A 14,255-nucleotide genomic window follows, 5' to 3' on the forward strand; every position below is an offset into this window, starting at 1 on the left:
TGAAAGTAAGTCAAGTTTACTCTCTAATGATTTTTAGCAAAAAGTTTAAAATTTTATCTATTTATTTAAAAAAAAATCGAGTAAATGACTTGCATTTTTTGCTGAACTTGATTATAGTAAAAGAGTAGTTTAGCACTCGCGTATAAAGAGTGCTAAAAAAGAAAAATTATAAAAAGAAAAACTGGAGGGATTTTACGTGTTAAAACCATTAGGAGATCGAGTTATAATTGAAGTTGCTAAAGAACAAGAGAAAACTATCGGTGGCATTGTGCTAACGAGTTCAGCACAGGAAAAACCTCAAACTGGAACAGTCATCGCTATTGGCGAAGGCCGTGTGCTAGAAAATGGTACGAAAGTTGATATCGCTGTTAAAGTAGGCGATACCGTTTTATTTGAAAAATATGCTGGTGCTGAAGTTAAGTATGATGGCAAAGAATATTTAGTCGTAAAAGAACATGATTTAGTCGCAATCGTTGACTAAACTCCAATAAAAAAACTAAAAAAATTATGAGGTGAAGGAAAAATGGCAAAAGACATTAAATTTGCAGAAGATGCACGTAGCGCAATGTTACGCGGAGTAGATATTTTAGCGAATACAGTCAAAGTAACTTTAGGACCTAAAGGACGTAACGTTGTCCTAGAAAAATCATTTGGTTCACCACTTATCACAAATGATGGTGTAACAATTGCAAAAGAGATTGAACTAGAAGATCACTTTGAAAATATGGGCGCAAAATTAGTTTCAGAAGTTGCTTCTAAAACGAATGATATCGCAGGAGACGGAACGACAACTGCAACTGTTTTAACACAAGCAATTGTACGTGAAGGCTTAAAAAACGTAACAGCAGGAGCAAACCCAGTTGGAATTCGTCGTGGGATTGAATTAGCAACTAAAACAGCGGTTGAAGAATTACACGCTATTTCAAAAGTCGTTAATTCAAAAGAAGCGATTGCACAAGTAGCAGCAATTTCATCTGATGACGAGCGCATTGGTCAATTGATTGCTGACGCAATGGAAAAAGTTGGCAATGATGGTGTGATTACGATTGAAGAATCAAAAGGAATTGAAACTGAATTAGACGTTGTTGAAGGTATGCAATTTGACCGTGGTTACCTATCTCAATATATGGTAACAGACAACGATAAAATGGAAGCAGTTCTAGAAAACCCGTATATCTTGATTACAGACAAGAAAATTTCAAATATCCAAGATGTTTTACCAATGCTTGAACAAATTATCCAACAAGGTCGTCCATTATTAATTATTGCTGATGATGTTGACGGAGAAGCATTGCCTACATTAGTACTAAATAAAATTCGTGGAACATTCAATGTTGTAGCTGTTAAAGCACCAGGATTTGGCGATCGTCGTAAAGCTATGCTAGAAGACATTGCGATTTTAACAGGTGGAACAGTTATTACAGATGATTTAGGTCTAGAATTAAAAGATACAACAATCGAACAATTAGGTCACGCTGGTAAAGCCGTAGTGACAAAAGATGCAACAACGATTGTTGAAGGTGCAGGAGCCAAAGAAAACATTGAACACCGTGTTGCCTTAATCAAAGCTCAAGCAGCAGATACTACATCTGATTTTGATAAAGAAAAATTACAAGAACGTTTAGCAAAACTTTCTGGCGGAGTAGCAGTAGTTAAAGTTGGAGCAGCTACCGAAACAGAATTAAGAGAACGCAAATTACGTATTGAAGATGCGTTAAATGCCACTCGTGCAGCAGTTGAAGAAGGAATCGTTGCCGGTGGTGGAACAGCCTTAATTAACGTTCAAAAGAAAGTTTCTGAATTAGAAGCAGAAGGCGACATCGCAACAGGAATTAGAATTGTATTACGTTCACTAGAAGAACCATTACGCCAAATCGCTGAAAATGCTGGACTTGAAGGTTCAGTCATTGTTGATAAATTAAAACATGTTGAAGCGGGAATTGGTTTCAATGCAGCTAACGGTGAATGGGTAAATATGATCGAAGCTGGGATTGTTGATCCAACTAAAGTAACACGTAGCGCATTGCAAAATGCAGCTAGTGTTGCAGCTCTATTATTAACAACAGAAGCAGTTGTTGCTGACAAACCAGCTCCAGAAGCACCAATGGGTGGCGGCGCTGGAATGGACCCATCAATGATGGGCGGCATGATGTAAGTTAAATACAAAAAAGGAGGATTTCTCATCATGAGAAATCCTCCTTTTTATTGTTAATCCTATTGATTTAGTCGGTTTTCTGTTTGCTATCTTGAAAATCCTTCCTAATGCAGATATGAAACCACAAGTCTTTGAATAAGGAACGGTAACAGTCTCACTTGATGGCTATGAAACGATAGAGTTAAATGACTTTAAACAAGATTTCGCTTCTAGCTTCAGAGACAATTCTGACTATGCAGGTTTATTACTAGCTAAATATACGAAGGTTTGATAATAATCTACTGATTGGTTATTATAGTAGTATAAGATAATAGCTAAAAAAGATGGAAGCAACTTGATAAAATAAAAGAAAGCTAAATTGAGACGGAGGAATTTTGATGTGTACAGGTATTTCATTAAAAACAGTTGAACAGACTATTTTTTGGGGAAGAACACAAGAATTTGATTTAGATTTACCGTACCAAGGAGTAATTATCCCTAAAGACTATTTAATAGAGGATACATTAACAGCGTTTGAGACAAAGTATGCAGTTATGGGAATTGGTGTGAAAGGTATGTCGACTATGATTGATGGAGTCAATCAAGCTGGTATTGCTGGAGGAAGTTTTTATTTTGCCCATTACAATAACTATTCAAGTGAAAAAAGTATCAAAGATCAAGGAAAAAAAGCATTGCGTGGCCAAGAAGTTGTCCTATGGGCACTATCGAATTGTGCTACTTTAGAAGAAATTAAAACAAGAATTAATAGTGAAATTGGAGTGGCGGAAGGAGAGTTATCCTTACCACAGCATTATGTTTTTCAAGATACCAAAGGGAATTCAATCGTAGTAGAGCCTTCTATTGAAAATGGTTTTAAAATTTTTGACAATCCAATCGGTATTTTTACTAACAATCCTCCTTTTGATTGGCATTTAATTAATTTACAAAATTATGTTCAACTTTCAAGTCAGACAGTAGAAGGAATCCAACTTGGTAACGAGTCAGTATTTTCTCCTGGAAAAGGTTCTGGTTTATTAGGAATTCCAGGAGATTATACACCGCAATCAAGATTTGTTCGAGCAACAGCTTTAAAATTTTTATCAGCAAAGGTCACGAAAGAAGAGGCTGTAGGACATCTTTTCCATTTATTTAATAGCTTTGATATCCCTAAAGGTGTTGTTCAATCTAAAGGAAATGCGACTTCTCAAACAACCCATTATACAGTCGTATATGATCTAGCCGAAAAAATCATCTACTTTCATAATTATGAAAATAGACAAATTCAAACACTTAAATTTAAAGAAGAAGCGCAACAATCAAAAACGATTACCCGTTTTGAACTAGAAAAAACACCTCAGATTTTGGAGATGAAGGAAATAAAAAATTAAGTTTTTTGAGAATAGTCAAAAGACTATTCTTTTTAGTTAGATAAAGTAAACTAAGATTAAGTTAAATTTAGAATGAATAGGTGAGAAGAATCTGATAGTAAGGTATAATTAATTTTGACTTAAAAGAATAAATACTTAAACTTGATGCTTAAGTAACACTAAAATGATTAATAGCTTGAGGAGGAAATAAAAATGACAGTATTAGTATTAGGTGGAGCTGGTTATATAGGCTCACATGCAGTAGACCAATTGATTACGAAAGGCTATGATGTAGCTGTCGTTGATAATTTGAAGACAGGACATAAAGAATCATTGTCAGATAAAGCGCGTTTTTATCAAGGAGATATTCGTGACAAAGCTTTTATGGAAGATGTTTTCACTAAAGAAAATATTGAAGGTGTCATTCATTTTGCCGCAAGTTCTTTAGTAGGGGAGTCAATGGAGATACCTTTAGACTATTTTAACAATAACGTTTATGGCACACAAGTAGTGTTAGAAGTGATGGAAAAATATAATGTTAAATCCATTATATTTTCTTCATCGGCAGCAACTTATGGAGAACCAAAAGTCATTCCAATTGAGGAGACAGCAGCAACAAATCCAGAAAGTACGTATGGTGAAACAAAGTTAATGATGGAAAAAATGTTGAAATGGTGTGATAAAGCCTATGGTATGCGCTTTGTTGCGTTACGATATTTTAATGTTGCCGGAGCAAAATTAGATGGAACAATTGGAGAGGATCATAATCCAGAGTCACATTTATTGCCAATTATCTTGCAAACTGCCCTTGGTCAAAGAGAGAAATTTACGATTTATGGTGAAGATTATGAGACACCAGACGGTACTTGTATTCGTGATTACGTTCATGTGGTGGATTTAATTGATGCACATATTTTAGCCTTGGAATACTTACAGGCTGGAAATTCAAGTAATACCTTCAATTTAGGCAGCTCAACGGGCTTTTCTGTTAAGCAGATGTTAGAAGCTGCTAGAGAAGTGACTGGGAAAGAAATTCCAGCTACAGTTGTTTCACGTCGTGCAGGAGATCCTAGTACATTAATTGCTGCTAGTGATAAAGCTCGTGAAGTATTAGGATGGAAACCTCAATATACAGACGTCAATAAAATTATTGAATCTGCTTGGAATTGGCATGGGAAGCATCCAGAAGGGTACTAAAATAAGACTGATTAACCATAAATAAGTCTATCTGTTTAATAAATAATTAAGCTAAGTGATTTTTTAAAATCTTGAATTAGCTGACCGTAAAAATATTTTTACAAAATTTAATTTTTAGTGATATACTTATGTTAGTAAATATAGGATAGTACACAATAGAAATTGAATGAGATTAATTTCAAATATAAGGGGAAAAAAATGAATAAAAAAATAAATAGGTTGTTTGTTGGACTGAGTTTGTTATTTATCGTAGTATTTGCATTTGGTTGTGGAAAAAAAAATACTATTAATAAGAGTCAAATTGAAAATACAGCAATAATTGAAAAGTATAATAGATATATGGATTTGTTTAAATTTACTAATGTAGAATTAGTTGGACTAAATAATCAGCTTGTTGAAACAATTAATAAAGATACGACAGAAGAAAAAGAGTATCAATTACAAGTTTTGGATGAAGACTTTTTGACTGATTACGATAAATTAATAACTCAAACAAGAATAGCTATAGATTTAACACCAAAATTTGATGCTGATAAAAATGCTAGACAATTAATTGATGTTTTAGAAGATGAAAAAGAAATCCTTGAAAAGATTCACTCTTATTATTTAAAAAAAGATTCTATAGAGGATAATTCTAGCAAAAGAAAAGAATTAGAGTTGCAGTTTTTAGAAACTGCAGGAACAGTTTCCAAAAAATCAGAAAAATTTAACCAAACTATGGTAAAAATTAGCGAAGAACTGATAGGGAAAGATAAAGAAGAAAATATAAAGAATAATAAATCTGTTAATTATAATGTGATTCTAATTGTTAGTGATGTAATAAAAATAGTTAATATGGATTTAGACAAAGAAAAAAACAAAGAAAAATTACTAATAGTACAGAATAATCTAGCTGAACAGGTAGAACAACTAAAAAGTACAAGCATTTCAGATCTTGAAAAAGAGGGGTTTGATGAAAAGTCGATAAAAAATTATATAGAGAATATTGAATTGTTTACTACGACTATAAATGATCCACATCAAGATGAAAATACTGTTCAACAGAATTATTACAAGATTTTGATTGCTTATAACTTAGCTACAAGATAGAAAATTTATTCTAACAATTAATAAAGATAGATTTGTCAGTACTTTTTTCTAGAAAGTATTGACAAATCTTATTTTTATTTTTAACCAAATAAACAATGAGGAAAAGGAGTTAAAGGCATAACTTATATAAGGAATCTAAATCAAAACAAGTTTTATTTTTCTACCTAGATAGGGCTAGTATTTACAAGGTTGATAAGTAGAGCGAGATAACGTAAAAAATTAGTAAGAAAAAAGTGTCAGAAAATTTACTTTTTTTTTACAAAATTTATATTTCCCCTAGATAGCTTACTAAAAAAAAAATATGTTGTATAATTGAACACTAGAGAAAATATAAATTAAGGAGAATATTTGTGAAAAAAATAAAAAGAAAAAAAATAATGACATTTTTGCTGGCTTCAACTATGTTAACTACTGCTATGCCTTTGAATGTGCTTGCGGAAGTGACTGATAAAAGCTCAGAATTCGAGGATAGCTCTGAACCTGAAGTGAGTACTGATTCTGAGGAAAGTATTGATTCTTCAACAATTTCTAGCGAAAACCAAGATAGTTCAGAACAAACTGAAACAGAAGACAATAAGGTTGATACAAATTCTGATAATGGCGAAGACAAGGAAGTTATTGAAGAAAAAAATGTAGAAACTACTCCTTCAATTAAAGAAAATTCAGCTATGGGCCCTGGATTTTATGATACAGATATGGGCAATCAAAGGATGGCTAGAAGCACTAATGTTTTTTTAGATAATATAAAAAAAGGTGCCATTGACGGATGGAGCAGATACAAAATTTTGCCGTCAATTTCAGCTGCTCAAGCGGTTTTGGAAAGTGGATGGGGAAAATCAACATTAGCAATTAATGCAAATAATTTATTTGGAATTAAGGGAAGATATAATGGGTCATATGTTGTTATGCCCACGTTAGAATATATTAATGGCCAATGGATAACAGTAAATGCTGAGTTTAGAAAATACCCTAGCTGGGATGCAAGTGTGGAAGATCACGGAAGTTTCTTCCATGAAAACCCTCGTTACTCTAACTTGATAGGGGTTACTGACTATCGTACTGTTGCTAGACTGTTACAAGAGGATGGCTATGCAACAGATCCTGAATATGCTGCAAAGCTAATTTCAATTATCGAATACAATGGTTTGGCTGACTGGGATGTTCAAGCTTTAGGGAATCATAGTAGTAAGAATAGTGTTAAAATAATTGATTTAGATTTACCTACAGCACAAAGATGGCTTGATGAAATTCAAAAAAGATATGTGGGATTAATAACACCAGATAGAGTATTTGGAATGAAAAAAGGCAATGACTGGTCTGTAAAAATGACGGACGTTACGTACGAGCAAGCTGTTGGAATATGTCGTATTTTTAGAACTATTTTCCCACAGTATGAAATATATGGCACTAGAAGAAATGTTAATGATAGCATTGTAGCTTCTACACCATTTAATGTTGAAATTACTGGAATTGCTCGTGGTGATGCAGACAGTGTAATAAGAGAAGTTAGAAATCAATACTATTGGTTGTTAACTAGTGATAGAATTTTTATTACTCCATTATCTTCTAGCTATATGATTGAAGTTAATTCTGTTCCGACAAATTCGGTAAATGGTTTGAAACAAGAATTAAAAACGATTTATCAATTAATGGATTATCAAGTTCAGTAACAAAAGTTTAGCGAATTAGATATAGTGAAACCAGAAAAAGGTAACTTGAGAGTGAGTGCTCAAGTTACTTTTTTTTATTGAAGTCGGATATATTCTTATAACTAATTTAGAAAAAAGAGCTTAATACAAAAAATAGGCTTAATTCCTTTAAAAGTTAAGTAGGAAAGATGGATAAATGTAAGCGTGACTAATAAAATGAATTTAGATATGTAAGGTTAAATAATAAAAAATATATTTGAAATAGTAGTTAAAATAAGGTAAAGTAAGCATTGTGAAAGATACATATATAGTCTGTTCTTTTCTAGTTAAATGGTTCCCTAAATATCCCTGACTATAGTTAGCACATTATGTTTGAGAGAGGTGCATATATGAAATTAACGACGGTAATAGTTATTTATAATATGGAAATTGAGAAAACAAAAACTATTGAGTCTTTAAAAAACAACAAATTATTTTTTGAGTGTGAAAATATGGACTCACAAGTAATTATTTATGATAATAGTAATTCCCCACAAGATTGTCCTCAAATCTTTAAAAATCAAGTCTATATTCATGATGAGCGAAATATTGGGATTGTGACAGCCTATAATAAAGCTTGGGAGATAGCTAGTAATAAAAAAAATGACTGGCTTCTTTTATTAGATCAAGATACTGAAATAACAGAAGATTATTTAAAAAGAACAATTGCAGCGCTAAGCAATAATCAACAAGAAGAGAACATAGTTGCTATAGTGCCAACTGTATATTCAAATGAAAAAGTTGTTTCGCCTGTATTTTTAGATTCATTAAGACCTTTAAAGAATACGATGCCTTCTAAAGGATTACAGGAAAAAAAGGTTATGGCTATTAACTCGGGTGCGGTAATTCGTGTTTCTTTTTTAAATGAAATTAATGGATTTAACAAAGAATTTCCTTTAGACTATTTGGATCATTGGTTGTTCCACACTATCTATGAAAAAAATCGCAAGATTTTTTTGTCAGATGCAAAGTTAAATCATGACTTATCTGTTATGAATTACAATACAATTTCACTTGGTAGATACAAAAGTATAGTAGATTCTGAAGTGAGGTACTATAACAAATATTTACCCGATAAAAAAATTCAATTTAAGAAGCATTTGTTTCTAAGAATGATGAAACAAGCTATTTCTGTTAAAAATAAACGAATTTTCCTATATACAGCAAAACAAATATTCAAATAATGAATTGAGATTGCGAAGACGCTATTTTACTCGTTATAAATTAAGAAAGTTTAGACATTCTTAAATACTTAGAAAATGACAACTATGTTATAATGATGGTAAATAGAACTAAGAGAATGTTTATTATTATAGTTAGTTTCTATGAATAATAGAAACTGATAGATAAAAAAATAACTTGAGAATAGTTAGAGGAAAGTGGTATTTATGAATAAGACTTTAGCGACTGTAAGCATTGTTACATACAATAGTAAGCATATATTTACAGTCTTAGATAACTTAAGAAAAGAATTTGAAAATGATGAGCGATTTCGTTTTGTCATATTCGATAATAATTCTTCATTGGATTATCAAAAAAAATTGAAATCCTATGAAGATTTAGTAATTTTATATTTTAACGACGAAAATAAAGGTTTTGGGTATGGGCATAATAGCAATTTTAAAAAATTCGCTGAAGATAGCGAATATTTCTTAGTTTTTAATCCAGATATTTTAGTTGAAAAAAATAGTTTACTAAAAATGATTCATTTAATGGACCAAGAAAAAGATATAGGATTATGTTTTCCTAAGGTTCTTAATGAAGATGGAACGAAACAATATTTAATCCGCAACAGACTAACGGTATTTGATTTTGCGCTAAGATTTATTCCCTTTAGTTTCGTAAAAAAAATGTTTCATAAAAGATTGGCCACTTATGAATGTCAAGACTTATCAGATAAGCATAATTCAGATGTGAAAATTGGTTCAGGCTGTTTTATGTTATTACGTAGTACAGTTTTTGAAGAAGCCAAAGGTTTTGATGAACGTTACTTTATGTACTTCGAAGATTCTGATTTATCTCTAACAATTGGAAAGTTAGGAGCTCGATTGGTTTACACTCCCTTTTCTACAGTAATTCATTTTTATGAAAAAGGTGCTCATAAAAATAAGCAATTATTCAAAATATTTATGCAATCTATGAGGAAGTTTTTCAATAAGTGGGGATGGAACATAATTTAATTTTAAAACCTATTAGGGAGTGAATAATATCATATGAATCGTTTTGAAAAAGGGTTATTGACAGTTTTTTTTCTTGAATTATTTATTGGCGGTGGAGGCAGACTATTAGAATTTGGGCCTCTATCTATTAGACAAGTGATTTTTTTGACCTTGATTGCAACATATGTTACAAGAATTTTTTACACAAAAAGTTTTTTTAATTCAAATGTTAATGTGTTTATATCCAAAAAGTATGCGACGTATAGTGTATATGCATTATTATTTTGGTTCGTCGTAAGTTCAATAATTGGTATTTTAAATCAACACAGTTTTTCAATTATAATGATGGATTTTTTACGGGTTTCTTTTTTAGGCTTATATTTCCCATTAGCCTATTATATTTCAGAAGAGCGGTTTAAATTAAGCTGGGTCATTAATCTTTTGAAAATAGCCACTTTAATTATAGCAATATTTACTATCGGAATTGACGTTACAGGTAGATTCATCTTAAAAGATAATTTTAATGAATTTTATATAGCTATTAACAACGCTTTCCCAAATGAGTTATTCTTTAGACCTAGTCGTGGAGTATTTTATAAAGGCCACTTCTTCTTATTATTTGGTTTAATTATATCAACTAATCAATGGTTGAATCGAAAGCAAACTAAGTTAGACATGGTTAATGTAGTATTGGCGATAGTTTCTATTATTTGGTCAGAAACGAGAGGCTTATTAATTGGATACATGGTAGCAATCTTTTTTATAGCTCTTTTAGATTATAAGGTTTTATTGACTCCAATAATTGGTTTTTTTAATCGGCTAAAAGCTATGGTTTCCAAACCAAATAGAAAAAAATTAATACTTTATTTTTGTATTTTAATATCCGTGCCACTGTTGTATCAAAATATGACATTATCGCGTTTCAATGATATGCCTTTAGCATCAAATCAAACCAACAGCACACATAAAAAAAATTCTAAAGTAAATGATGTAAGTATAAATGCTAGATTATATTTGTTGCAAGCATCTAAAGATATAGTGTTAGAGAAACCACAAAATATGATCATTGGTAATGGTTATGGAACTAAAATTGGTGACAGAATTGATGGTATTGAAATGAGTTTTATTGATATATTGGTAGAGCAAGGCTTGGTTGGTGTATTACTCTGGCTTAACTTGTGCTTATTACCATTTATTTACTATTTTAAAGTTTACAAAAAAGAAAAAAGACTATTGTATACTCAGATATCATTATTGGCATGTGTGGTGGCAATGGTTCTCTTGACAAATATTAACCCATTTTTAAATAGTCCTATTGGATTAGGTTTTCTATTATTTGTAATTGCCGATGCAATGAATTCTAAGGCTAGTTTTTCTTCGAAATTTGACAAGGTGGAGGGAATAAAATGATTTCTGTTTGTTTAGCAACCTTTAATGGACAGGAATTTATTGAAAGACAACTAGATTCCATTATTGAACAAGTAACAAGTGAAGATGAGATTATTATTGTTGATGATGGGTCAAATGATAGGACGATTGACTTAATCAAAGCCAAGTATTCTGAACAAGTATTTTTGCATATAAATACTAGTAATTTAGGTCCTATAAAAAGTTTTGAAAAAGCCATTTCTTTGGCTACAGGAGATTATATATTCTTATGTGACCAAGATGATATTTGGTTGCCGAATAAAGTCCAAGTGGTGATAGAGGCCTTTAAAGAACAAAAAGCTGATATAGTTGTTCATGATGCACAAGTTGTAGATGGAAATCTTAAAGAGTTATCACCTTCATGGAATATAAGAAATAAAAATAAGTTAGATCAAACACTACTAGGAAATATTAAAAAGAATGCTTTCACTGGATGCATGATGGCATTTAGCCAAGAAATGGTGCCTTTAATACTTCCTTTTCCAGATTCGATTGAAATGCATGATCAGTGGATTGCTTTAGTAGGAATGATTGAAAAGAAAAAGATTGTTAGCATAGACAATATTCTGATGAAGTATGTTAGGCACGGAAGTAATGTTACAGCGATAAAAAGTAGGAGTTTAAAAGAACAGTTAATTGGACGTACAGGAACCTTACGAGCTGTGTTACAATATAAATATCGATAATGATTTTAACTATGAAAGGAATGTGCAAAAATGAAAGGAATTATTTTAGCAGGAGGAAGTGGAACACGATTATATCCACTAACAAAAGCTGTATCCAAACAATTAATGCCGATTTATGATAAACCAATGATTTATTACCCAATGTCTACACTAATGTTAGCTGGTATCAAGGATATATTAATTATTTCAACACCGACAGACACTCCCAGATTTGAGCAATTACTAGGAAATGGTAATGAATTAGGTTTAAATATTGAATATAAAGTGCAAGAAAGTCCTGATGGTTTAGCTCAAGCCTTTATTTTAGGCGAAGATTTTATTGGTGATGATTCAGTATGTCTAATTTTAGGAGACAATATTTATTATGGTGGTGGCATGTCTAAAATGTTGCAACGTGCAGCTGCAAAAACTGACGGTGCCACAGTTTTTGGTTATCACGTAAATGATCCAGAACGTTTTGGTGTAGTTGAATTTGATGAAGAAATGCGCGCTATTTCGATTGAGGAAAAACCGACTGCCGCTAAAAGTAACTATGCAGTAACTGGTTTGTACTTCTATGACAACCAGGTTGTTGAAATAGCTAAGAATATTAAACCATCTGAACGTGGTGAATTAGAAATCACAGATGTTAATAAAGCTTATTTAGAAGCTGGTAAATTAGATGTAGAACTTATGGGTCGAGGTTTTGCATGGCTAGATACAGGTACACATGAGTCTTTATTAGAAGCAGCTACCTTTATTGAAACTATTCAAAAGCGCCAAAATCTAATGGTCGCATGCCTAGAAGAAATTTCATATAGAATGGGATATATTACTAAAAATCAACTTTTAGAATTAGCCCAACCTCTTAAAAAGAATGGTTATGGTCAATATTTACTACGTTTAGCAGAAACTAAAATCTAGAAAGCAGGCAATCAAATGAAAGTAATTGATACAAAATTGCAAGATGTAAAAATTATTGAGACTCCAGTACATGGGGATCATCGAGGTTTTTTCACAGAAAGTTATACAGAAGATAAATTTAATGAAGCAGGAATTCCTAATAAATTTATTCAAGATAATCATTCATTATCAGTAGAGCCAGGTGTTATTCGTGGAATGCACTATCAAACAAATCCCAAAGCTCAAACTAAGCTAGTTCGAGTGACTACAGGGGCTATATATGATGTATTAGTAGACATGCGTAAAGGCTCTCCAACATATGGACAATGGGAAGGCTATATTTTAAGCGAGTACAATCACCGTCAATTACTAGTTCCCAAGGGATTTGCACATGGTTTTTGTACAATTACTGGAAATGTAAATGTGCAGTATAAAGTAGACGAACTTTATTCACCAGAAAATGATCGAGGAATTGCTTTTGATGATCCAGATGTTGGTATTATTTGGCCAATGAATAACCCTATTATGTCCGAAAAAGATACAAAGCATCCTCAATTAAAAGATGCAGATAACAACTTTGTTTGGGAGGAAAAATAAATATGAATATTTTAGTCACTGGTGGAGCAGGTTTTATAGGAAGTAATTTTGTACATTATATGTTAGAAAATCACCCTGATTATAAAATTATTAACTTAGATTTATTGACATATGCTGGAAATATACACAATTTAGATGACGTTATGGAAAATCCGAATCATGTTTTTGTCCAAGGTAATATCAATAACCGTGAGTTAGTTCGCAATTTGGTTAAAACTTACGATATCAACCAATTTGTTAACTTTGCAGCAGAATCTCACGTAGATAGAAGTATATTGAATCCTGAGATTTTCGTGGAGACGAATATTCAAGGAACATTAGCATTATTAGATGTAGCAAAAGAATTAAATATCAATAAATATTTGCAAGTTTCAACTGATGAAGTATATGGATCATTAGGCGCAGAAGGCTATTTTACTGAAGAGACGCCTTTAGCACCCAACAGCCCATACTCTGCTAGTAAAACTGGAGCAGACTTATTAGTCCGCTCATATTTTGAAACATATGGTATGAATGTAAACATCACTCGTTGTTCAAACAACTATGGTCCTTATCATTTTCCAGAAAAATTAATTCCTCTGATGATAACTAATGGGATGGATAACAAAGATCTACCAATATATGGTGATGGCTTAAATATTCGCGATTGGTTACACGTGCAGGACCATTGTCAAGCAATTGACCTAGTTTTGCATAAAGGACGTAAAGGTGAGGTTTATAATATAGGTGGTCACAATGAACGAACGAACAATCAAATCGTTGAGATTATTATTGAAAAACTAGGTTTATCAAATGACTTAATCAAATACGTAGAAGACCGTTTAGGACATGATAAACGATACGCTATTGATCCAACTAAATTAGAAACTGAATTAGGTTGGAAACCAAAATATACATTTGATACAGGAATTGTTGAGACTATTGATTGGTATCAAGCTAATGAAGCTTGGTGGCGTCCTTTGAAAGAACGAGCTAATTTAAACTAAGTACTTTACTAAGAGAGAAAACTTCAGATTTAAGGTTTTCTC

At 31.9% G+C, this 14,255-nt stretch carries 13 protein-coding genes; all 13 read left to right on the forward strand.

The genetic code is table 11. The annotated features are described in order from the left end of the window. The first annotated feature begins 196 nt into the window (after positions 1–196). A complete protein-coding gene (gene groES / locus BR77_RS14860; protein WP_010051495.1) occupies positions 197–481 on the forward strand; it encodes a co-chaperone GroES in 285 nt (94 codons plus the stop codon). A gap of 42 nt (positions 482–523) precedes the next feature. Continuing rightward, positions 524–2,155, forward strand: coding sequence for a chaperonin GroEL (gene groL / locus BR77_RS14865; protein WP_010051496.1), 1,632 nt, complete (start codon positions 524–526; stop codon positions 2,153–2,155). 377 nt (positions 2,156–2,532) lie between these two features. Next, positions 2,533–3,522, forward strand: a complete 990-nt coding sequence (locus BR77_RS14870; protein ID WP_035065488.1) for a linear amide C-N hydrolase — start codon at positions 2,533–2,535, stop codon at positions 3,520–3,522. Positions 3,523–3,714: 192 nt separating this feature from the next. After that, complete coding sequence (gene galE, locus BR77_RS14875; protein WP_035065492.1) at positions 3,715–4,698, forward strand: UDP-glucose 4-epimerase GalE; 984 nt, start codon at positions 3,715–3,717, stop codon at positions 4,696–4,698. Between the two features lie 198 nt (positions 4,699–4,896). Beyond that, positions 4,897–5,787, forward strand: coding sequence for a YiiG family protein (locus BR77_RS14880; protein WP_035065495.1), 891 nt, complete (start codon positions 4,897–4,899; stop codon positions 5,785–5,787). Between the two features lie 350 nt (positions 5,788–6,137). Beyond that, the gene (locus BR77_RS18375) at positions 6,138–7,457 is read left to right on the forward strand and encodes a glycoside hydrolase family 73 protein (protein WP_051926741.1); all 1,320 of its coding nucleotides are present in this window, start codon (positions 6,138–6,140) and stop codon (positions 7,455–7,457) included. 368 nt (positions 7,458–7,825) lie between these two features. Then, positions 7,826–8,659 (forward strand): glycosyltransferase, encoded by an 834-nt coding sequence (locus tag BR77_RS14890; protein WP_051926742.1) that lies wholly within the window; start codon positions 7,826–7,828, stop codon positions 8,657–8,659. Positions 8,660–8,863: 204 nt separating this feature from the next. After that, entirely contained in the window at positions 8,864–9,655 is a 792-nt protein-coding gene (locus BR77_RS14895; RefSeq protein ID WP_035065498.1) for a glycosyltransferase family 2 protein, read from the forward strand. 33 nt (positions 9,656–9,688) lie between these two features. Next, positions 9,689–11,044 carry an O-antigen ligase family protein gene (locus BR77_RS14900; RefSeq protein WP_035065501.1) on the forward strand — a complete coding sequence of 452 codons (1,356 nt, stop codon included), beginning with the start codon at positions 9,689–9,691 and terminating at the stop codon, positions 11,042–11,044. Then, positions 11,041–11,748: a glycosyltransferase family 2 protein gene (locus BR77_RS14905; protein WP_035065504.1), complete on the forward strand. Its 708-nt coding sequence runs from the start codon at positions 11,041–11,043 to the stop codon at positions 11,746–11,748. Before BR77_RS14900 ends, BR77_RS14905 begins: the two co-directional genes overlap by 4 nt. A gap of 30 nt (positions 11,749–11,778) precedes the next feature. Next, on the forward strand, positions 11,779–12,651 hold the full coding sequence (rfbA, locus tag BR77_RS14910; RefSeq protein ID WP_035065507.1) for a glucose-1-phosphate thymidylyltransferase RfbA: 873 nt from the start codon (positions 11,779–11,781) through the stop codon (positions 12,649–12,651). 15 nt (positions 12,652–12,666) lie between these two features. Beyond that, the gene (gene rfbC, locus BR77_RS14915; RefSeq protein ID WP_035065510.1) at positions 12,667–13,227 is read left to right on the forward strand and encodes a dTDP-4-dehydrorhamnose 3,5-epimerase; all 561 of its coding nucleotides are present in this window, start codon (positions 12,667–12,669) and stop codon (positions 13,225–13,227) included. Between the two features lie 2 nt (positions 13,228–13,229). Next, positions 13,230–14,213 (forward strand): dTDP-glucose 4,6-dehydratase, encoded by a 984-nt coding sequence (rfbB, locus tag BR77_RS14920; RefSeq protein ID WP_035065513.1) that lies wholly within the window; start codon positions 13,230–13,232, stop codon positions 14,211–14,213. Positions 14,214–14,255 lie beyond the last annotated feature (42 nt).

Source organism: Carnobacterium maltaromaticum DSM 20342, assembly GCF_000744945.1.
GTDB classification, from domain to species: domain Bacteria; phylum Bacillota; class Bacilli; order Lactobacillales; family Carnobacteriaceae; genus Carnobacterium; species Carnobacterium maltaromaticum.